The following is an 18,517-nucleotide window of genomic DNA, read 5'->3' as shown; positions in this document are numbered from 1 at the left end:
AAGATGCGTGTGAAAATAAACTAAAGCGCCGTGCGAATGTCGGCGATCAGTTGGTGGGCATCTTTTTCGTCATAGGTCTCGCGGGTTCCGAAGCCCCAGACCGGGCCGGGCCAGCCTGCATCGCCCTCGTTGCGGGCGATGACATGCAGATGCAGCTGCCGAACGATATTGCCGAGCACACCCGTATTGATCTTCTCACAGCCCGTCACGGCCTTGAGCGCCTGCGCAACGATACCGGTCTCGAAGGTCAGCATGGTCTGGTCGAGCGGGGTCATATCGTGGATTTCAGCAAGGCCGGGACGGCGCGGCACCAGGATCAGCCATGGCCAGCGCCGGTCGTTCATCAGCCGAAGCTCGCATAGGCCGAGCTTGGCGACAGAAAAAGTGTCGGCTTGAAGCCGTTTATCGAGTTCGAACTGTTCCATAGGCCGACATTTACCAGTTTTTTTCGTCCCGCGCTTGCTTTTTGCGTGGCGCCCACCTTGCTTTTTGCTTCACAATTGACGATATGCAGCGTGGGAGGTTGGTGGTGGACGAGCCACTCGCCAACCGGGTCAGGTCCGGAAGGAAGCAGCCCTAACGAGCCACGGCACGGGTCATCGTGCCAGCCTCCCACCCTTTCTCACGACGCCGACGACTGTTGATGGGTTGCCTCTTTGGTTGACGCCGCTCATGCGTCCGGTCCAAACTGGCGACTGAGAAAAAAGCGGAACAGGAAGAACGGAAGGGTCGCTATGGACACAAAATCCGCCGATGGCGCCTATCGCGTTCTCGCCCGCAAATATCGCCCCCAGAATTTCAACGACCTTATCGGCCAGGAGCCGATGGTTCGCACGCTCAAGAACGCGTTCGAGACGGGCCGCATCGCGCAGGCCTGGATGCTCACCGGCGTTCGCGGGGTCGGCAAGACGACCACGGCGCGCATTCTGGCGCGCGCGCTCAATTACAAGACAGATACGATCGACCAGCCGACTATCGATCTTTCCGCGCAGGGCGAAAACTGCCAGGCGATCATGGAAGGCCGTCATGTCGATGTGATCGAGATGGACGCCGCCTCGCATACGGGCATCGATGACATCCGCGAGATCATCGAGCAGGTGCGCTACCGCCCGGTTTCTGCGCGTTATAAAGTCTATATCATCGACGAAGTGCACATGCTCTCCAATCAGGCTTTCAACGGCCTGTTGAAGACGCTGGAAGAGCCGCCGCCGCACGTCAAATTCATCTTTGCCACCACCGAAATCCGAAAAGTTCCGATCACGGTCCTGTCGCGCTGCCAGCGCTTCGACCTGCGCCGCATCGAATCGGGCACGCTGGCGCAACATCTGCGTCGCATCGCGGAAGCGGAACAGATCGCGGTGGATGACACATCGCTCGCCATGATCGCACGCGCAGGCGAAGGCTCGGCACGCGATTCGCTGTCGATCTTCGATCAGGCCATCGCGCATGGCGCAGGCACTGTTACAGCCGAAGCCGTGCGCTCCATGCTCGGCCTTGCCGATCGTGCCCGTATCATCGACCTCTTCGAGATGCTGATGCGCGGCGATGTGGCTGGCGCACTGACGGAATTTCGCGCGCAATATGATGTCGGTGCCGACCCGTCGGTCGTGCTGACCGATCTTGCCGATTTCAACCATCTCGTGACACGCCTGCGTTTCACGCCGGATGTGGCAGAAGACGTGTCCCTGTCGGAAGATGAGCGCGTGCGCGGTCGGGAATTCGCGCAGAAACTTTCTGTCCGTGTGCTGTCACGCACCTGGCAGATGCTGCTCAAGGGCATTGCGGAAGTCGATACGGCGACGAGACCGGTTCAGGCCGCAGAAATGCTTTTGATCCGGCTAGCTCATGCAGCCGATCTGCCGACACTGGATGAAGCGATTCGCGGCCTCGACAATGGCTCCGTTTCGGCGCCGCGTCCGCAGCCGGGCAATCCGCGGCCGAATGGCGGCGGCGGTCAGCCTGAAGCGCGCTTTGTCACAGATACGGTTGGATCGTCCTCGATGGCTCCCGTCTCCGGTGGACCGGCAACGGCCATGCGTATCGTGGAAACACCACCGCAGCCGGTTCAGCCGTCTGTCGCGCCGCAGCCATTCGTCGAGAATACGCCGCAGCCTTCGGTGCCGGTCAACAGCCTGCATGATGTCGTCGCACTCGCCGACAAGCATCGCGACATGCAGTTCAAGATTCTGGTCAAGAGCTGTGTGCGGCTTGCATCCATTGCACCCGGACGGCTCGAAATCGGCCTGACCGACGATGCGCCGAAATCTTTGCCGAGCGACATTTCGCAACGCCTCCTGAACTGGACCGGCATTCGCTGGGTGGTGACCGTCGCGCGTGATGTGGCGGGGCAGACCATTTCGGAGGCAGAAACCGAGCGACGCGACAATCTGGTGACCGACGCCCGTGCCGATCCCGATGTCGCCGCTATTCTCGCGGCCTTTCCAGGCGCAAAAATCACCGATGTGCGCATTGCCGTACCGGAACAGAATGACGACGAGGACATTGACCTCGATGCCGTGGCGGAAATCCCTGGCGGACCGTCTGAAGACGACTGATTTACGGAATGATGGAGTGAACCCATGCGTGACATGATGGGCATGATGAAGCAGGCGAAGGAATTGCAGGCCAAGATGAAGGCCATGCAGGACGAGATCGCCAATCTTGAAGCCTCGGCCTCTTCGGGCGGCGGGCTGGTGACGATCACGCTTTCCGGCAAGGGCACCTTGTCGGCACTGAAGATCGACCCGTCGCTGATGAAGGAAGAAGAGGTTGAAATCCTCGAAGATCTGATTATCGCGGCGCATAACGACGCCAAGGCCAAGCTCGAAGCGGCCATGGCCGAAAAGACGCAGTCGCTCACCGCCGGTCTGCCGATCCCTCCGGGGTTTAAGTTGCCGTTTTAATTCTCAGGGGAGTAGGGGAATAAGGGAATAGGTGAGTATGTTTGCCTGGCGGTCTGTCGCAACGGTGCAAACTCCCTTGATCCTTTTTCCTACTCCCTTATTCCCCTACTCCCTTACTCCCCTAAGACAATGTCCAAACGAATAGCCGGTCCTGAAATCGAACGTCTCATCCAGCTTCTGGCCCGTGTGCCGGGGCTTGGGCCGCGTTCGGCCCGTCGTGCGGCTCTGCACCTTATCAAGAAGAAGGAAGCGCTTCTGGTGCCGCTTGGCGGCGCCATGCAAGAGGCTGCCGAAAAGGTGCGCATCTGTTCGTGCTGCGGCAATGTCGATACGTCCGATCCATGCACGATCTGCACCGATGAGCGGCGCGATCCCGCCACCCTCATCGTGGTGGAAGATGTTTCCGATCTATGGGCACTGGAACGGGCTGGCACGATGAATGTGCGCTATCACGTTCTCGGCGGTCGCCTGTCGCCGCTCGATGGCATCGGCCCGGACGATCTCAACATCAAGGGACTGGTGGAACGGGTTTCCACCGGTGAGATCAAGGAAGTGATTCTCGCGGTCAACGCCACCGTCGAAGGCCAGACCACGGCGCATTACATCACCGACCAGCTATCGAGCTTCGACATACGCGTCACGAGGCTTGCCCATGGGGTTCCGGTCGGCGGCGAACTCGACTATCTGGATGAAGGCACGCTTGCTGCTGCGTTACGGGCAAGAACAACCCTTTAGGTTTGGAGACATGCATGGCAGCGGGAAATTGGAAGCATAGCCTGAAGATTGGTCTCGCACTGCTTGCCAGTCTTGCCATTTCTCCCGCCGTTGCCGCACCGTCCAAGGCGCAGGTTGAAAGTCAGTATCGCAACTGGCTCGAAAAGGACCTCTGGCCGGAAGCGAAGGCAGCCGGCGTGTCCCGCGCCGTGTTCGATCAGGCTTTTGCCGGTGTCTCGATCAACTGGAAGCTGCCCGATCTCGTCATTCCCGGCGAAAAGCCTTCGACGCCGAAAGAGCAGAAACAGGCGGAATTCGGTGCGCCCGGTAAGTATTTCAATGCAAAGACTATTGCGTCGGTCACAAGCGGCGGCAAGGCGCGCTATGGCCAATATGCCAGTCTCTTGAAACGCATCGAACAGAAATACGGTGTTCCGGGGCCGATCCTGCTTGCCGTATGGGGCCGCGAATCCGGTTTCGGCACGGTGAAGATTCCCTATAATGCCTATGAAGTTCTCGGCACCAAGGCCTTTATGGCCACCCGCAAGGACATGTTTCGCAAGGAACTGATTGCTGCGCTCGAAATCGCTTCCAAGGGCTATATCGACGAAGCCGCGATGAAAAGCTCATGGGCGGGCGCGCTCGGCCAGCCGCAATTCATGCCGACTTCCTATCTGAAACACGCCGTCGATTTCGACGGTGACGGCAAGCGCGATATCTGGAATTCGGTGCCCGATACACTGGCCTCCATCGCCAATTATCTAAAACTGCATGGCTGGCAGAAGGGGCGCGACTGGGGCTTTGAAGTAAACGTTCCGCAGAACGTCTCCTGTTCGCTGGAAGGGCCGGATCAGGGCAAGACGATTGCCGAATGGGCAAAGCTCGGCATAACGCGGGTGAATGGCAAGCCATTTCCGGCCAATGAAATAAAGGCGACAAGCTTTCTGCTCATGCCCGCCGGCTGCTATGGTCCGGCCTTTGTCGTGAGCCCGAATTTCTACGTGCTCAAGGACTATAATATGAGCGATCTCTATGCGCTCTTCATCGGCCATGTCGGCGACCGTATCGCCTATGGTGCGGGCGATTTCAGTCGCGCATGGGGCGACGTCGGCTCCATGTATCGCTCCGATATCGGCGCAATGCAGAAACGCATGCAGGCGCTGGGTTATGATGTCGGCAAGCCCGACGGTCTGCCCGGCTTCAAGACACGCCGCTCGATTGGCCTGTGGCAGGCCAGGAACGGCGCTCCGGAAACTTGTTTTCCGCAGCCGGAATTGTTGCGTCAGATTCGCTGATCCCCGCCGCTCAGCAAACCGGCAAAAGCCTGCAGAGCTTTCGTCCTGTAACGGTCATTGTGCTGCAGCATGAGAAACTGACGTTGCGGGAGAGCGAAGTCCGCCTTCACCAGTGTTCCGGCAGCAAGATGTGGAGCGGCGACAAGTTCCGATATGGCTGTCACATAGTCACCAGAACGCACCGCTGAGCAGATAGCCTCGTTCGAGGGCAGTTCAAGCGCCACATGCAGCCGCGCCGGATTGTAGCCGGAGGCGCGCATGGCATCCTCGAAAACGCTGCGCGTTCCCGATCCCTGCTCGCGCAGTATCCATTTTCCCTCGAAAAGCCGATCCCAGGTGAGCTTGCTGCCCGTACCCCAATCATGATCGGGACGTGCCACCAGAATAAGCTGGTCGCTTGCAACCTTGCTGATCGATAGGGATGGTGCCTGCACGGCGCCTTCCACAAGACCGATATCGGCAACACCTTCCTGTGTCGCCTCGGTAACGCTTTCGGTATTGCCGAGCGTCAACCGCACATCAATCAACGGAAAGTCCGCGTGAAACCGTGCCAGAAAGGATGGCAGCCAATAGCTGGCGATGGTCTGGCTGGCATGAATGGCGAGGATGCCGCGCTTGCCGCCACCAAGTTCCGATAGCATCCGTTCGGCGGAACGGGCGCGTGCAAGTGTGGCGCGCGCCTCGTCCAGAAACATGCGCCCATCACCGGTCAGCTCGATCCGCCGCCCGATACGATTGAAGAGCGTGGCCCCGTAGCGATTTTCCATCGTGCGGATAGCCGAACTGACCGCCGAAGGCGTCAGATGCAGGGCTTCCGAGGCTCGCGTAAGGTGCTCACGCTCGGCGACTTCAATGAAAATTCGCAGCTGTTCCAGTGTCATAGCATCTATCGTTCGATTTTATCGAATGAAATATGCCATATAATGAAATGGAATGAACAGGGAAAATCAGGCATTGGATGAGAAAATAATTCTCATACGAGCATTTCCAGCAAAAGTGTGAAGCGGTTTTGCGTTGGACAATGCGAAAAAGCAAACAGACAGATTTGAAATGCCGACAATGACCTACTCCAAAATCCAGAACATCCTCCCAGGACTTGGCTTGAGCGTTGCCGTCGCAATAGCGGCGATTGGACTTGAAAGAGTCGAGGAACATTATGCAGGGCGCGCCTGGCTCGAAGCGCTGGTGATTGCCATTCTCCTCGGCACGGTCGTGCGGACGTTCATGCGTCCGGGCAAGCAATTCAACAAGGGCATCGGCTTTTCCGCCAAGCTTCTTCTGGAAATTGCAGTGGTGCTGCTCGGCGCATCGATCAGCGCCAGCGCGGTCGTGGCCGCAGGTTCCGGGCTCATCTTCGGCATTGCAGGCGTCGTGGTGGTCGCTATCACGCTCAGTTATGGGATCGGACGCCTGTTGAAACTGCCGCATCGCATGGCGGTGCTGGTGGCCTGCGGTAACTCCATTTGCGGCAATTCCGCCATCGCTGCCACCGCCCCGGTTATCGGCGCGGGAAGCGAGGACGTGGCGGCTTCCATTGCCTTCACTGCTATTCTCGGCGTGGTCGTCGTGCTGCTTCTGCCGTTGCTGGTGCCGCTTCTGGGGCTGTCGCACACGCAATATGGCGTACTGGCGGGCCTGACCGTCTATGCGGTGCCACAGGTTCTGGCAGCCACTGCTCCGGTCGCGACGATCAGTGTCCAGCTTGGCACGCTGGTGAAGCTCGTACGCGTGCTGATGCTCGGACCGGTCATTCTCGCGCTGGCGCTTCTTGCCGGAAACAAGGACGCAAACGCCAAGCCTGGCTTCTTCCAGCTCGTGCCATGGTTCATTCTCGGCTTCCTTGGCATGATGGCGCTGCATTCGCTGCACCTGATACCGGAATCGATCTTGCCCGGCATTCAGTATGCCTCGACCATCCTCACGATCATTTCGATGGCGGCTCTTGGCCTCGGCGTCGATATCCGCTCCGTAGCATCGGCAGGCGGTCGGGTGACGCTGACTGCGGTGCTTTCGCTCGTGGCTCTCGGCACCATCAGCCTTGGCCTGATTCATATGCTCAGCGTTGCATAGAGCATAATCCGACCGGAGTGAAACGAGGATCGATAAGATTAGGCTTAAAATAGGAACAGCTTAGAGCGCCGATCTGATTCAATCAGATCGAAACGCGCTTTAAAGAAGCCGGGATGGTTCACATCCCGGCCTTTATTCTCACAAGCGATGGTCAGCTCTTCTTGGCCGCATCAGTCGGCTTTGCGTCGGCTGGTGCATTGGCTGTGCTGGCGTCCTTCTTGTCATCAACGGACATGTTGGAGCGAATCGTCACCATATGTTCCGCCTTGATGAGGGTCAGGTTGGCATCGTAATATTTGCCGTTGCCGAGCTGTTCCAGTGCCAGATCGACATCCTTGTCGATGGCAGGCAGATTGGCCGTCGTTTCGGTTATCACCAGATCGACATCTGCGAGTTTCAGCTCATCCTGGGCCTCTTTCTTGCGGCCATGCTGGATATTTTCATTGGCCTTTTTCAAGTGGGCAGCCTTTTCAGGCGTCAGCTTGTAATCATCGACTACACCGACTTCCATATCGACCGGTAATGTGCCCGACTGAACTTCGGCGACTTCGTCGGCTGGAGCGCCAGCCGCTTTCATCTTGTCGAGCAGGGATGGAGTGTCTTTCTGCGCCTTGTCCAGATCATCCTTGACCGTCGACAGGATGACCTTGGCCTGGTCGGGTGTTCCCTGAAAAATGGCCAGTCGCGCCAGTGTAACGCCCCGCACCGCTGCGAGGCCATCGCCGGAAATGGCATCCAGCTTCTTGATGGCGTCCTGCTGTGCAGCTTTCGTGCTCTCTGCCGCCGGGGCATTCGGCTTTGCTGCACTTTCGGCGAAGCTTGGCACGGCAAAGGAAGCGCTGAGCAGCGCAGTTGAAAGCAACATTGCGGTCAGGGTGGTCGTTCTGGAAATCATCTTATGCAATCCGTTCAAAAGTAATTTTGTATAGATATTTTGCTATGAATAGGCGGCCTGGAAGCTTTTATCCTCCACGATTAATGCAGAGAAAGCTTTATTAGTTGCTCATCTGCCGAATTGGAAAAGAAGATAATGAAACAATATTGGTCGAGCACGTAAAATTGTGCCGGTTCGTGACCATTTCGTGGCAGAGGAATCACCATAAATTTATTTGATAAAGAAAAAGCCCGCCGAGAGGCGGGCTTTTCCATGTTCAGTCGAAGAGGGAAAGATTAGTTCTTTTCCTGCTTCTTCAGAGCGGCACCGAGGATGTCGCCGAGCGAAGCGCCGGAGTCGGACGAACCGTACTGAGCAACAGCTTCCTTTTCTTCGGCGATTTCGAGCGCCTTGATCGAGACCTGCAGCTTGCGGGTCTTCTTGTCGAAAGCGATGACGCGAGCGTCAACCTTCTGACCGACCGTGAAGCGTTCCGGACGCTGTTCGTCGCGATCACGCGACAGATCCGAGCGCTTGATGAAGCTGTCGAGGTCGTGATCGACCAGACGAACTTCAAGGCCGCCATCGGTTACTGCGGTGACTTCAACCGTTACAACGGCGTTCTTGCGCAGGTCGCCGGAAGCTGCTGCTTCACCGACCTTGTCGCCGGAAAGCTGCTTGATGCCGAGCGAGATGCGTTCCTTCTCGATGTCAACGTCGAGAACGACAGCCTTAACGACTTCACCCTTGTTGTACTCTTCGATGACCTGTTCGCCCGGACGGTTCCAGTCGAGGTCGGAGAGGTGAACCATGCCGTCAACGTCGCCGTCGAGGCCAATGAACAGGCCGAATTCGGTCTTGTTCTTGACTTCGCCTTCAACAACGGTACCGACAGGGTACTTCTGGGCAAAGGTCGTCCACGGATTGTCGAGGGTCTGCTTGAGGCCGAGCGAGATGCGGCGCTTGACCGGATCAACTTCGAGCACAACGACTTCGACTTCCTGCGTGGTGGACAGAATCTTGCCCGGATGGACATTCTTCTTGGTCCACGACATTTCGGAAACGTGGATGAGGCCTTCGATGCCCGGCTCGATTTCGACGAACGCACCGTAGTCGGTGATGTTCGTGACGGTGCCGGTGATCTTTTTGCCGATCGGGTACTTCGCGCCGATGCCATCCCAAGGATCGCTCTCGAGCTGCTTCATGCCGAGCGAGATACGATGGGTTTCCTGGTTGATGCGGATGATCTGCACCTTGACCGTCTGGCCGATGGTGAGGATTTCCGACGGATGGTTGACGCGGCGCCATGCCATGTCGGTCACGTGCAGGAGACCGTCGATGCCGCCGAGGTCAACGAACGCACCGTAATCGGTGATGTTCTTGACGACGCCTTCAACGACCTGACCTTCTTCAAGGTTCTGGACGATTTCCGAACGCTGTTCCGCACGGCTTTCTTCAAGAACGGTACGACGCGAGACAACGATGTTGCCGCGACGCTTGTCCATCTTGAGGATTTCGAACGGTTGCGGGACGTGCATGAGCGGGGTGACGTCGCGGATCGGACGGATGTCGACCTGCGAACGCGGCAGGAAGGCAACAGCGCCGTCGAGGTCGACGGTGAAACCACCCTTGACCTGATTGAAGATGACGCCATCGACGCGCTCGCCATTGGCGAACTTCTGCTCGAGCTTGACCCAGCTTTCTTCACGGCGTGCTTTTTCGCGCGACAGGACAGCTTCGCCCAGAGCGTTTTCGATACGCTCGACGTAAACTTCCACTTCGTCGCCCGGCTTCAGCGTGCCGTCTTTGCCCTTTGCGCCGAATTCCTTCAGCGGCACGCGGCCTTCGACCTTCAGACCGGCGTCGATGATCGCCATGTCCTTTTCAATGGCTACGATGCGGCCCTTGACGACATAACCTTCAGCAAGGTCGTTCGTTGCAAAGGATTCCGCCAGCAGCGACTCGAAGTCTGCGAGGGTTGGATTGAATTCTGACATGAATACTCCTGGTGCATCCGGAAAGTTCATCGGATGCGGCGCCGGGGGTTAGTGTTGCGTTATGCCAGACTTCGGCCCCGTCTTTGCAGACAACCGGCGCGTGGAACGCGAAGTCAGGCTTTTCAGTATGAGTGCAGCCTATATAGGTCCGAACTCACGATAATCCAGCTTTTCGAGGCGTAATGAGATCCGAAAAGCATAAAACTTGCCGGATTCATCCCCGATGCTGCGCCAAAGCGTGATCGATCAGCTTTTTTGCGGCCAGAAATGCCGCTTCTATACTCATTTCGCTCGTATCAAGCAAGTGCGCGTCTTCAGCAGGCTTGAGCGGAGAATCGACGCGGTTCGTGTCGCGTTCGTCGCGCTTCCTGAGGTCAGCGAGGATTTCCGCGAAATCTGCCTTTTCGCCGCGCGCCACGATCTCTTCAAAGCGACGCTCGGCGCGTACTTCCGGCGAAGCGGTGACGAAAAGCTTTATGGCCGCAGCGGGACAGACGACGGTGCCAATATCGCGCCCGTCAAGCACGCTCGAGGGCAGGGCATTGGCGAAATTGCGTTGTGCTTCGACGAGCGCCCGCCGGACCTTCGGCATGACCGCAACCTTCGACGCAGCCTCGCCGATTGCATGAGCGGAAAGCACCGCCTTGTCCATCTCGCGCAGATCGAGGTTCAGCGCGACGTCAGCCGCCACGGCCTCATCGTCGAGCGGCAGTCCCTTGTCGATCAGCGCCTTGGCGACGGCGCGATAGGTCAGCCCTGTATCCAGATGCGGCATGCCGTAGTGAATGGCGATGCGCCGGGCAAGGGTTCCCTTGCCCGAGGCGGCCGGTCCGTCGATGGCGACGATGAATGGCGTCATCGCGCGTCGCTCAGCTCGATCTTCGCGCCCAATCCCGGCATCATGTCCATGAATTCGGGGAAGGACGTGGCGATCATGGTGCTGTCGTCAACCGTCACCGGCTTTTCCGATGCAAGGCCCATGACGAGGAAGCTCATCGCGATGCGGTGATCGAGATGGGTTGCGACCGTACCGCCCCCCAGTCCCTTGCCGTCGGGGCGGCCGCGGACCGTCAGCGACATCTCGCCTTCGGTGCAATCGACGCCATTGGCTTCAAGGCCACGTGCAACGGCTGCCAGACGATCCGATTCCTTGACGCGCAGCTCGTCCAGGCCGTCCATCACGGTTTCGCCTTCCGCAAAGGAGGCGGCAATCGCCAAAACCGGATATTCGTCGATCATCGACGGGGCGCGTTCCGGCGGAACGACAACGCCCTTGAGCTTCGATGCCTTCACGCGAAGATCGGCGACATCCTCGCCGCCAGCAAGACGGGCATTGAGCACTTCGATATCGGCGCCCATTTCCTGTAGCGTCAGGATCAGGCCGGTACGGGTCGGATTCATCAGCACGTTGTGGATGGTAACGTCCGAACCTTCGACCAGAAGGGCGGCGACCAGCGGGAAGGCCGTCGAGGACGGATCCCCCGGCACGTCGATGGTCTGGCCGGTAAGCTTGCCCTGGCCGGTGATGCGGATATGGCGCACGCCATCCTTGTCGGTTTCAACCGAAAGATCGGCGCCAAAGCCCTGCAGCATCTTTTCCGTATGGTCGCGGGTCATGACCGGCTCGATGACGGTGGTGACGCCCGGCGTGTTGAGACCGGCGAGCAGCACGGCGGACTTCACCTGCGCGGACGCCATCGGCACGCGATAGGTGATTGGATTGGCCGTCCTGGGGCCGATCAGCGTCAGCGGCATGCGGTCGCCTTCGGCTGCTTCCACCTGAACGCCCATTTCGCGCAGCGGATTGAGTACGCGGCCCATGGGGCGCGAGGTCAGCGAGGCGTCGCCGATAAAGGAGGTTTTCATGTCATAGGTGCCGACAAGGCCCATGGTGAGGCGCGCACCTGTTCCGGCATTGCCGAAATCGAGCGCTGCTTCGGGCTGCAACAGGCAGCCATTGCCGACGCCATTGATGATCCAGACATCGCCATCCTTGCGGATTTTCGCGCCCATGGCCTGCATGGCGCGACCGGTATTGATGACGTCTTCACCTTCCAGAAGGCCGGTGATGCGGGTTTCACCCGATGCAAGACCGCCGAACATGAAGGAGCGATGCGAGATGGACTTGTCGCCCGGAATGCGGATTTCGCCCGTGAGTGCCTCCGAGCGGCGGGCGGTTGCTGGTTTCGGGGATGCAGAATGGGACATGGATTTTTCACAGTCACATTTTTGGCGCGGACACGCGCCGGGATTGAGAGATAAGCGGGGCTTCCCTAGCATAGTAATATTGCGCGGTCATCCGCGAATACGCGGCGCGGGCGACACCCATAACCAGGAGGGAGAGCCAAGAGTCTGCTTATCCCTTTGCGTTTGGCTTTGACAAACGCGCCAAATTGCGTTTATGCACCGGACAACAATATAAACGCGCTTAAGACTTGCCCCTTGCCATATGGCTCAGTGAACAGCATGGTGATGGGCTATATGCTTCAAAGCAGGCATTCTGGCGCGATTTTATGAATTTGTGTCCCCGTGTAAATTAACGAGGCTAGACGTGGCAAAAGCTGAACTTGGTACCAAGCGTATCGACCCGGAAACGGGCAAGAAATTTTACGATCTCAATCGCGATCCGATCGTTTCGCCTTACACCGGCATTTCCTATCCGCGCTCCTATTTCGATTCCACGCTTGAAAGCCGTGTTGTCGAAGAGGAAACCGAAGAGGAAGAACTGGATACGGCACTCGAAAAGCCGGAATTCGTCTCGCTCGAGGATGCCGACGACGAAACCAAGGGCGGTGGCGACGACCTGCCGGATATGGACGACGACGATGTCGATCTCGGCGACGACGATGAAGACACCTTCCTCGAAGAAGAGGAAGACGAAGACGACGACATGTCGGGCATTCTCGGCGGCGGTGTCGGCGGTGAAGACGAAGAAGGCTGATCTGTTACGCAGATCAAGACCTGATGCTTTTTGCGAGGCGACCTTCGGGTCGCCTCGTTGCGTTTGGAGCGCACCCCAGATGGGACTTCGGTACGATCTGTGAATTATTTTTGGCAGATGTGAAAAGAGTTGCGATTTAGCTCTTGATCTTCTGACGAACGCCATTTAATAAGCCGCCACACCGGGCAGCAAGTCTTGCCTGATGTGCCTCGAAAGAGGTCTGATGGGGCCATAGCTCAGCTGGGAGAGCGCCTGCATGGCATGCAGGAGGTCAGCGGTTCGATCCCGCTTGGCTCCACCAAATTTTCCTTCCCAATAAAGCCTGAATATACAGCACGTCGGTTGGCGCAATAATCGTCGTTGGACAAAGCCTGCATGCGCGCTATGTCGTTTCCCATGACAGAAATGATATTGGCGACATTCGACTGGGTTCCCAAAATGCCGCGCGGCTTCGTCCGCGATCTTCGCGTGCGCTGGGCGCTGGAAGAAGCCGGGCTACCCTATCGCGTCGAAGGTGTGCCGTTCAAGACCCGCGGGCCCGAGCATTTCACCCATCAGCCGTTCGGGCAGGTGCCATGGCTGATCGACGGCGATATGTCGATTTTCGAAAGCGGTGCCATCCTGCTGCATATCGCCGAAAAGAGCGACGTGCTGTTGCCGCCTGATCCGAGGGTGCGAAACGAGGTCATACAATGGCTCTTTGCCGCACTGAATTCGGTAGAAATGGCCGCCTTGCCGCTCGCCCTTTATAAATTCACGGGCGATGAAGAGCAGACACCGGGGCGCCAGCTCATGGACAGTTTTCTGGCCGGTCGGCTGGGGCATATGGAACAGGCGCTATCAGGCCGCGAATGGCTGACGGAGCAATTTTCGGTTGCCGATATTCTGATGGCCGACGTGTTGCGTCTCGTTGATCATTTTGACGGTCTGACCCAGCATCCGGTCTGCCGGGCCTATGTCGAACGCGCCATGGCGCGGCCTGCATTCCAGAAAGCCTATAACGACCAGATGGAACATTTCGCTGCCGCAGACTGATGCAAACATCGGAATTCTCGCGTTCGGCGGACTTCACGCCAAAGTTGCGCTCGACAACTCCCCCAAAATTGATAAATAGAATTTAATCGAAGTAATTTATCAGCGCTATTTTGAATGAACAGGCTGTCTGATTTCGACGGATTACGGTTTTTATTATGTGTAGGAATCGCCGTCTTTCATTTTTCTTTCCGTATTCCGGTGAACAATGAGATACTGAATGATTTTATATTAAGTTTTGCTTATTTTACCGATGTCTTTTTTATTGTCTCAGGATTGTTTCTGGCACGACGACAAAATTATCTCTGGAATTGGCCCCGTTACGCGGCTTTCGTCGGAAAGCGGTTGGCACGGATTTACCCGCTGCACCTGGTGGCCTTCTCTTGTTTTGCGCTCCTGTCGGCGCTGACGGTAGCTGGAGTCCTGCATCCTCTGGTCCCTCCCAGCACAAGTTGGCGCGATGGGCTGACACAATTGCTGCTGGTCCATAACTGGGGGTTGGGCAGCACGGCCTCCTACAATTATGTCAGTTGGTCTCTGAGTGCCCTTTTCGCCATGTACCTGGCTTTTCCGCTGTTCGACATCCTGTGCCGTCGTTTCGGGAGTTGGGTTCTTGTCGGCGTAATCGTCGCTACCATCGGCGGCGAATATTTGGCACAAAAGCTTGGTGTATTGTCGCTTACCCGCATTCAAATATCCAATGTCGGTGTTTTCAGGGTGCTGCCATCCTTTCTCTTCGGCATGTGGCTTGCAAGGCGAACACACCCTGCGATGCCGGCCACTGCAATCAGGATATTGCTTGCCGTTTGCCTGACCGTCTTTCTGTCCTATCATCCGGGAAACGGCCCGGATGAACCCAATACGCTCGAGGGTCCCTGGCGGCTGGCATTCGTCTATGCTGGCATCTATGTGTTCTATCTCGCGTCCAGTCAGGGCATTTATACGCCGCTACAGTGGCGCGCGCTGGCAAAACTTTCCCGTTACAGCTTCGGTATCTTCATTCTTCATCCGCTGGTCGGGATGATGTTTTTCAGAATTGTCCCGGAGCGATGGGGCGAGACGACGACGGGCGCGGTCCTGATCATAGGCGGAGCTGCCCTTGCCAGCGTGGTGACGGCGGTTGCCGCCTATCACCTGTTCGAGAATCCCGTGCACCGCTGGCTGGTGTTGCGGATCGATCTCTGGGCCGGCAGGTTCGAAAGCCCAGGTGAATTTTCTGAGGCTGCGAGAGACAGCCTGCACGTCTCCCGATAGGCAGGTATCCTCACCGGCTTGATCAGGCGGTGCGCGTCGTGCCGCTATCCTGACGCATCAGATAGAGCGATGCACCAACGATCAGGACAACTCCCGGCCAGAAATTGATGCTTGGCGTGGCAGCAAACACGATCCAGCCGAAAATCACGTTGATCGGCAGCCTCAGATCGTCGAACGGCTGCAGGTAGACAGCGTCCGCCACCGCATAGGCTGCCGTCTGGAAATATTGTGCCAGAGCCGTGAAAGCGCCGATGATGACCAATATGGACCAGATTTCGATGGTCGGTGCGGTGATTGCGGACATGCCCAAGCCGGACGCCAGCCAAAGGGCGGCGTTGATGGGCGTGAGAAGCACCAGCATATATGCCGAAATGCTGGCAGGCTTTTCGAAACGGGTCAGATATTTGGTCATCACCGAATATCCCGCCCAAAGTGCCGCGGCGAGGACGGGCAGCAGTGAATAGACCGTATAGGAATCCGACCAGGGTGCGATGATGATCAAGGCTCCGACAAATCCGGTGAATGTGGTCATCAGGCGTGTTGGCGTGACCTTTTCCCGCAGAAACAGTCGTGCACACAGGATGACGAAGAAGGGTGAGGTCATGGACAGGGCGACCACCTGCCAGATCGGCACATGGGTCAGAGCGTAAATCCAGACCTGTACGCCAGCGGCAGCCAGCGCGACGCGAATGACGTGAAGACCGAAATGGCTGGTGCGTAAGGTTCTCGCGCCATCGCGAACGAGCAGGGGCAAGGTCAGCACCAGCGCGATCACATATTGCCAGAAGGCGATGATGACGGATGGAATGCCGGTGCGTGTTCCGGCCCATTGGGTGGCGACATTGACGGCGGCATAGGCCGAACAGGCCGCAACCATCAGTGCTGCTCCGCGCACGGTGGGTTTCAAAGTTGGGGTAGAGGCAAGTTGGCTCAACGGTTTCGTCCCTTTTTTAAGCCTGTTACCTCAGGGTACGGGAAGAAAAACTGCAGGACGAAGACGGCAAGCCGCTCAGCCGAGCATGATTCCAACCTCGTTCTCTCTCATCCGGACTATGACCGTCGGCTTCGGATTTGCACCGAATCTGCTGACCCTGTCACGTTTGCCGTGTCAGGCGCTCGCGGGCTTCGGGTGTTTCACCCCTTACCGCCGGTGGGGAGTTTCGCCCCGCCCTGAGAACTGGATATTTCTTTGCGTCGAGAGGCATCAGGATGCTTCCGGCGCGGGCTGTAGTTAGGTTACGCTTTCCCATAAAGCAAGATGCACAGGAGGTTCAGCCTGTTTGTCCGGCAATCACAATTGGGTGCGGGCAATACGGTTCCTTTGATGGGCCATCCATGGGAAAAGCATGGACGTATCGGAAACTCTCTTTTAGAAACTCGTGACGGAGTTGATCGGGAGAGGGTCTGGCTCCGCATGGTTCTGGGAGGAATGATGAGCACCAACGCAGTCCCCACGCAGTTTTCGCATGACCATCCGCTGTGGCAACCGGATGCGGGACGCATTGCCGCCAGCAATCTGGAACAATTCCGCATTCGTGCAGAACAGCGCACGGGCTTGAGCTTGCCGGATTATGCCGCGCTGCATCGCTGGTCTGTCGAGGATCGCGCCGGGTTCTGGCAGCTGGTATGGGATTTCTGCGAGGTTATCGGTGAGCGTGGCAACGTGGCCCTCATCGATAAAGGCCATATGCGCGAGGCGAAATTCTTCCCCGAGGCGCGGCTCAACTTTGCCGAAAACCTGTTGCGTCATCACGGCGGAGAGGAAGCCATCGTCTTTCGCGGTGAGGACAAGGTCGAGCGCCGCCTGACATGGGACGATCTTCATGCGCTGGTCTCGAAGCTGCAGCAATTCATGCTGGCGGAGGGTGTTCAGCCGGGCGACCGTGTGGCGGGCATGATGCCCAATATGCCCGAGGCGGTGGCCCTGATGCTGGCCGCTTCGTCCATCGGCGCGGTATGGTCTTCCTGTTCGCCGGACTTTGGTGCGCAGGGTGTACTGGATCGTTTCGGCCAGATCGAACCGAAGCTCTTTTTCGCCTGCGATGGCTACTGGTATAATGGCAAGCGCATCGACGTTGCCGACAAGGTTGCTGAAGTGACGGCAAAACTGCCGGGGCTGAAGCGTGCGGTTATCGTTACCTATCTTGGTGAAGCGGAAGCCGTCGCCGACAAGGCGGAAAAGGGCATTGCGCTTTACGCGGCTCTGGAACCGTTCAACGCCAGGGACGTGGAATTCACGCGGCTCCCCTTCGATCATCCGCTTTATATCCTGTTTTCTTCCGGCACGACGGGCATACCGAAATGCATCGTGCACCGGGCTGGCGGCGTGCTGCTGCAGCACCTGAAGGAACACCGTTTGCACGCCGATATTCGCGACGGCGACCGTTTCTTCTATTTCACCACATGCGGCTGGATGATGTGGAACTGGCTTGCGTCGGGCATCGCCTCCGGTGCCACATTGCTGCTTTATGACGGCTCGCCCTTCTATCCTGATGGCAATGTGCTGTTCGATTATGCCGCCGCCGAAGGCATGACCTATTTCGGTACGTCGGCGAAATTCATCGACGCCGTTTTGAAAGCCGGATTGAAACCCGGCGAAACGCATGATCTGTCGGCACTGCGTACCGTCTCCTCGACCGGCTCGCCGCTATCGCCGGAAGGCTTTGCCTTCGTCTATGAGGCGATCAAACCCGATGTGCATCTTGCGTCCATTTCCGGCGGTACGGATATTGTGTCCTGCTTTGTGCTGGGCGTTCCGACCGAACCGGTCTGGCTGGGTGAAATTCAGGGCGCTGGCCTTGGCATGGCCGTCGATGTCTGGAACGACGATGGCAAGCCGGTGCGCCGTGAAAAAGGCGAACTGGTCTGCACCAGGGCATTCCCCTGCATGCCGCTGCAATTCTGGAACGATCCCGAGGGTGCTAAATATCAGGCCGCCTATTTCGAGCGTTTCGACAATATCTGGTGCCACGGCGATTTTGCCGAATGGACCAAGCATGATGGCATCGTCATCCATGGTCGTTCGGATGCGACGCTCAATCCCGGCGGCGTGCGTATCGGTACGGCGGAGATTTATAATCAGGTCGAGCAGATGCCGGAGATCGCCGAGGCGCTCTGCATCGGGCAGGATTGGGACAAGGATGTGCGGGTGGTGCTGTTCGTGCGGCTCGCGGAAGGTGTGGCGCTGGACGACGACCTCAAGGCGCGGATCAAGATCAAAATCCGCACCGGGGCGACACCGCGTCACGTTCCGGCGAAGATCGTTGCGGTTGCGGATATTCCGCGCACCAAATCGGGAAAGATCGTTGAACTTGCTGTGCGCGATATCGTGCACGGGCGCGACGTGAAGAACCGCGAGGCACTGGCCAACCCGGAAGCGCTGGAGCTTTATCGGGATATTGTAGAGCTTCAAGGAGATTGATTTGGTTGCCGGATAA

At 57.7% G+C, this 18,517-nt stretch carries 16 protein-coding genes, 1 tRNA gene, 1 other RNA gene and 1 riboswitch; of the genes, 11 read left to right on the top strand and 7 right to left on the bottom strand.

Annotated elements, in window-relative coordinates:
• Positions 1-20: 20 nt before the first annotated feature.
• Positions 21-425, bottom strand: a complete 405-nt coding sequence (locus tag HWX93_RS02825; protein ID WP_176036437.1) for an HIT domain-containing protein — start codon at positions 423-425, stop codon at positions 21-23.
• 93 nt (positions 426-518) lie between these two features.
• Between HWX93_RS02825 and ffs the strand changes: the two genes are divergently transcribed.
• The 5 genes from ffs (at position 519) to HWX93_RS02800 (ending at position 4,912) form a co-directional block, all read left to right on the top strand.
• An RNA gene (gene ffs / locus HWX93_RS02820) (signal recognition particle sRNA small type) lies at positions 519-616 on the top strand.
• A 118-nt stretch (positions 617-734) separates the two neighbouring features.
• Positions 735-2,555 (top strand): DNA polymerase III subunit gamma/tau, encoded by a 1,821-nt coding sequence (locus tag HWX93_RS02815; protein ID WP_176036436.1) that lies wholly within the window; start codon positions 735-737, stop codon positions 2,553-2,555.
• A 24-nt stretch (positions 2,556-2,579) separates the two neighbouring features.
• Entirely contained in the window at positions 2,580-2,903 is a 324-nt protein-coding gene (locus HWX93_RS02810; protein WP_109987129.1) for a YbaB/EbfC family nucleoid-associated protein, read from the top strand.
• A 129-nt stretch (positions 2,904-3,032) separates the two neighbouring features.
• A complete protein-coding gene (recR, locus tag HWX93_RS02805) occupies positions 3,033-3,638 on the top strand; it encodes a recombination mediator RecR (RefSeq protein WP_176036435.1) in 606 nt (201 codons plus the stop codon).
• Between the two features lie 14 nt (positions 3,639-3,652).
• Positions 3,653-4,912: a lytic murein transglycosylase gene (locus HWX93_RS02800; RefSeq protein WP_176036434.1), complete on the top strand. Its 1,260-nt coding sequence runs from the start codon at positions 3,653-3,655 to the stop codon at positions 4,910-4,912.
• Here the strand turns inward: HWX93_RS02800 and HWX93_RS02795 are convergent.
• The gene (locus HWX93_RS02795) at positions 4,900-5,793 is read right to left on the bottom strand and encodes a LysR family transcriptional regulator (protein WP_176036433.1); all 894 of its coding nucleotides are present in this window, start codon (positions 5,791-5,793) and stop codon (positions 4,900-4,902) included. The genes HWX93_RS02800 and HWX93_RS02795 overlap by 13 nt on opposite strands.
• Before the next feature lie 169 nt (positions 5,794-5,962).
• Here HWX93_RS02795 and HWX93_RS02790 point away from each other — a divergent pair, with 169 nt between their 5' ends.
• Positions 5,963-6,982, top strand: coding sequence for a YeiH family protein (locus HWX93_RS02790; protein WP_176036432.1), 1,020 nt, complete (start codon positions 5,963-5,965; stop codon positions 6,980-6,982).
• Positions 6,983-7,133: 151 nt separating this feature from the next.
• On the opposite strand, the gene HWX93_RS02785 is transcribed toward HWX93_RS02790, so the two are convergent.
• The 4 genes from HWX93_RS02785 to aroA form a co-directional block, all read right to left on the bottom strand.
• Positions 7,134-7,877 (bottom strand): YfdX family protein, encoded by a 744-nt coding sequence (locus HWX93_RS02785; protein WP_176036431.1) that lies wholly within the window; start codon positions 7,875-7,877, stop codon positions 7,134-7,136.
• 275 nt (positions 7,878-8,152) lie between these two features.
• Entirely contained in the window at positions 8,153-9,853 is a 1,701-nt protein-coding gene (rpsA, locus tag HWX93_RS02780) for a 30S ribosomal protein S1 (protein ID WP_109987135.1), read from the bottom strand.
• Positions 9,854-10,067: 214 nt separating this feature from the next.
• The gene (gene cmk / locus HWX93_RS02775) at positions 10,068-10,712 is read right to left on the bottom strand and encodes a (d)CMP kinase (protein ID WP_176036430.1); all 645 of its coding nucleotides are present in this window, start codon (positions 10,710-10,712) and stop codon (positions 10,068-10,070) included.
• Positions 10,709-12,061, bottom strand: a complete 1,353-nt coding sequence (aroA, locus tag HWX93_RS02770) for a 3-phosphoshikimate 1-carboxyvinyltransferase (protein ID WP_176036429.1) — start codon at positions 12,059-12,061, stop codon at positions 10,709-10,711. The genes cmk and aroA overlap by 4 nt, the downstream gene beginning before the upstream one ends.
• Positions 12,062-12,404: 343 nt before the next feature.
• On the opposite strand from aroA, the gene HWX93_RS02765 reads away from it, so the two are divergent.
• The 4 genes from HWX93_RS02765 to HWX93_RS02750 all read left to right on the top strand — a co-directional run bounded on the left by HWX93_RS02765 (position 12,405) and on the right by HWX93_RS02750 (position 15,080).
• Positions 12,405-12,794, top strand: coding sequence for a TIGR02300 family protein (locus HWX93_RS02765; RefSeq protein WP_109987138.1), 390 nt, complete (start codon positions 12,405-12,407; stop codon positions 12,792-12,794).
• A 225-nt stretch (positions 12,795-13,019) separates the two neighbouring features.
• Positions 13,020-13,095: transfer RNA gene (locus tag HWX93_RS02760), tRNA-Ala, on the top strand.
• Between the two features lie 95 nt (positions 13,096-13,190).
• On the top strand, positions 13,191-13,829 hold the full coding sequence (locus tag HWX93_RS02755) for a glutathione S-transferase family protein (protein ID WP_109987177.1): 639 nt from the start codon (positions 13,191-13,193) through the stop codon (positions 13,827-13,829).
• Positions 13,830-13,943: 114 nt separating this feature from the next.
• The gene (locus HWX93_RS02750) at positions 13,944-15,080 is read left to right on the top strand and encodes an acyltransferase family protein (RefSeq protein WP_176036428.1); all 1,137 of its coding nucleotides are present in this window, start codon (positions 13,944-13,946) and stop codon (positions 15,078-15,080) included.
• Between the two features lie 22 nt (positions 15,081-15,102).
• On the opposite strand, the gene HWX93_RS02745 is transcribed toward HWX93_RS02750, so the two are convergent.
• Positions 15,103-16,014: a DMT family transporter gene (locus HWX93_RS02745; protein ID WP_268904570.1), complete on the bottom strand. Its 912-nt coding sequence runs from the start codon at positions 16,012-16,014 to the stop codon at positions 15,103-15,105.
• 95 nt (positions 16,015-16,109) lie between these two features.
• Positions 16,110-16,262: riboswitch (FMN riboswitch) on the bottom strand.
• Positions 16,263-16,512: 250 nt separating this feature from the next.
• On the opposite strand from HWX93_RS02745, the gene HWX93_RS02740 reads away from it, so the two are divergent.
• Positions 16,513-18,501 (top strand): acetoacetate--CoA ligase, encoded by a 1,989-nt coding sequence (locus HWX93_RS02740; protein WP_176036427.1) that lies wholly within the window; start codon positions 16,513-16,515, stop codon positions 18,499-18,501.
• The last annotated feature ends 16 nt before the right edge of the window (positions 18,502-18,517 follow it).

Origin of the sequence: Brucella tritici, assembly GCF_902825325.1 — a bacterium.
Lineage (GTDB): Bacteria > Pseudomonadota > Alphaproteobacteria > Rhizobiales > Rhizobiaceae > Brucella.
This window is presented reverse-complemented; position numbering and strand designations above follow the sequence as displayed.

Excerpts from the sequence above, each read along its gene's own strand:
- HWX93_RS02795 (WP_176036433.1), bottom strand. The coding sequence starts at position 5,793 with ATGACACTGGAACAGCTGCGAATTTTCATTGAAGTCGCCGAGCGTGAG.
- recR (WP_176036435.1), top strand. The coding sequence starts at position 3,033 with ATGTCCAAACGAATAGCCGGTCCTGAAATCGAACGTCTCATCCAGCTT.
- cmk (WP_176036430.1), bottom strand. The coding sequence starts at position 10,712 with ATGACGCCATTCATCGTCGCCATCGACGGACCGGCCGCCTCGGGCAAG.
- HWX93_RS02740 (WP_176036427.1), top strand. The coding sequence starts at position 16,513 with ATGAGCACCAACGCAGTCCCCACGCAGTTTTCGCATGACCATCCGCTG.
- aroA (WP_176036429.1), bottom strand. The coding sequence starts at position 12,061 with ATGTCCCATTCTGCATCCCCGAAACCAGCAACCGCCCGCCGCTCGGAG.
- HWX93_RS02755 (WP_109987177.1), top strand. The coding sequence starts at position 13,191 with ATGACAGAAATGATATTGGCGACATTCGACTGGGTTCCCAAAATGCCG.
- HWX93_RS02810 (WP_109987129.1), top strand. The coding sequence starts at position 2,580 with ATGCGTGACATGATGGGCATGATGAAGCAGGCGAAGGAATTGCAGGCC.
- HWX93_RS02825 (WP_176036437.1), bottom strand. The coding sequence starts at position 425 with ATGGAACAGTTCGAACTCGATAAACGGCTTCAAGCCGACACTTTTTCT.
- rpsA (WP_109987135.1), bottom strand. The coding sequence starts at position 9,853 with ATGTCAGAATTCAATCCAACCCTCGCAGACTTCGAGTCGCTGCTGGCG.
- HWX93_RS02815 (WP_176036436.1), top strand. The coding sequence starts at position 735 with ATGGACACAAAATCCGCCGATGGCGCCTATCGCGTTCTCGCCCGCAAA.
- HWX93_RS02750 (WP_176036428.1), top strand. The coding sequence starts at position 13,944 with ATGAACAGGCTGTCTGATTTCGACGGATTACGGTTTTTATTATGTGTA.
- HWX93_RS02785 (WP_176036431.1), bottom strand. The coding sequence starts at position 7,877 with ATGATTTCCAGAACGACCACCCTGACCGCAATGTTGCTTTCAACTGCG.
- HWX93_RS02790 (WP_176036432.1), top strand. The coding sequence starts at position 5,963 with ATGCCGACAATGACCTACTCCAAAATCCAGAACATCCTCCCAGGACTT.
- HWX93_RS02800 (WP_176036434.1), top strand. The coding sequence starts at position 3,653 with ATGGCAGCGGGAAATTGGAAGCATAGCCTGAAGATTGGTCTCGCACTG.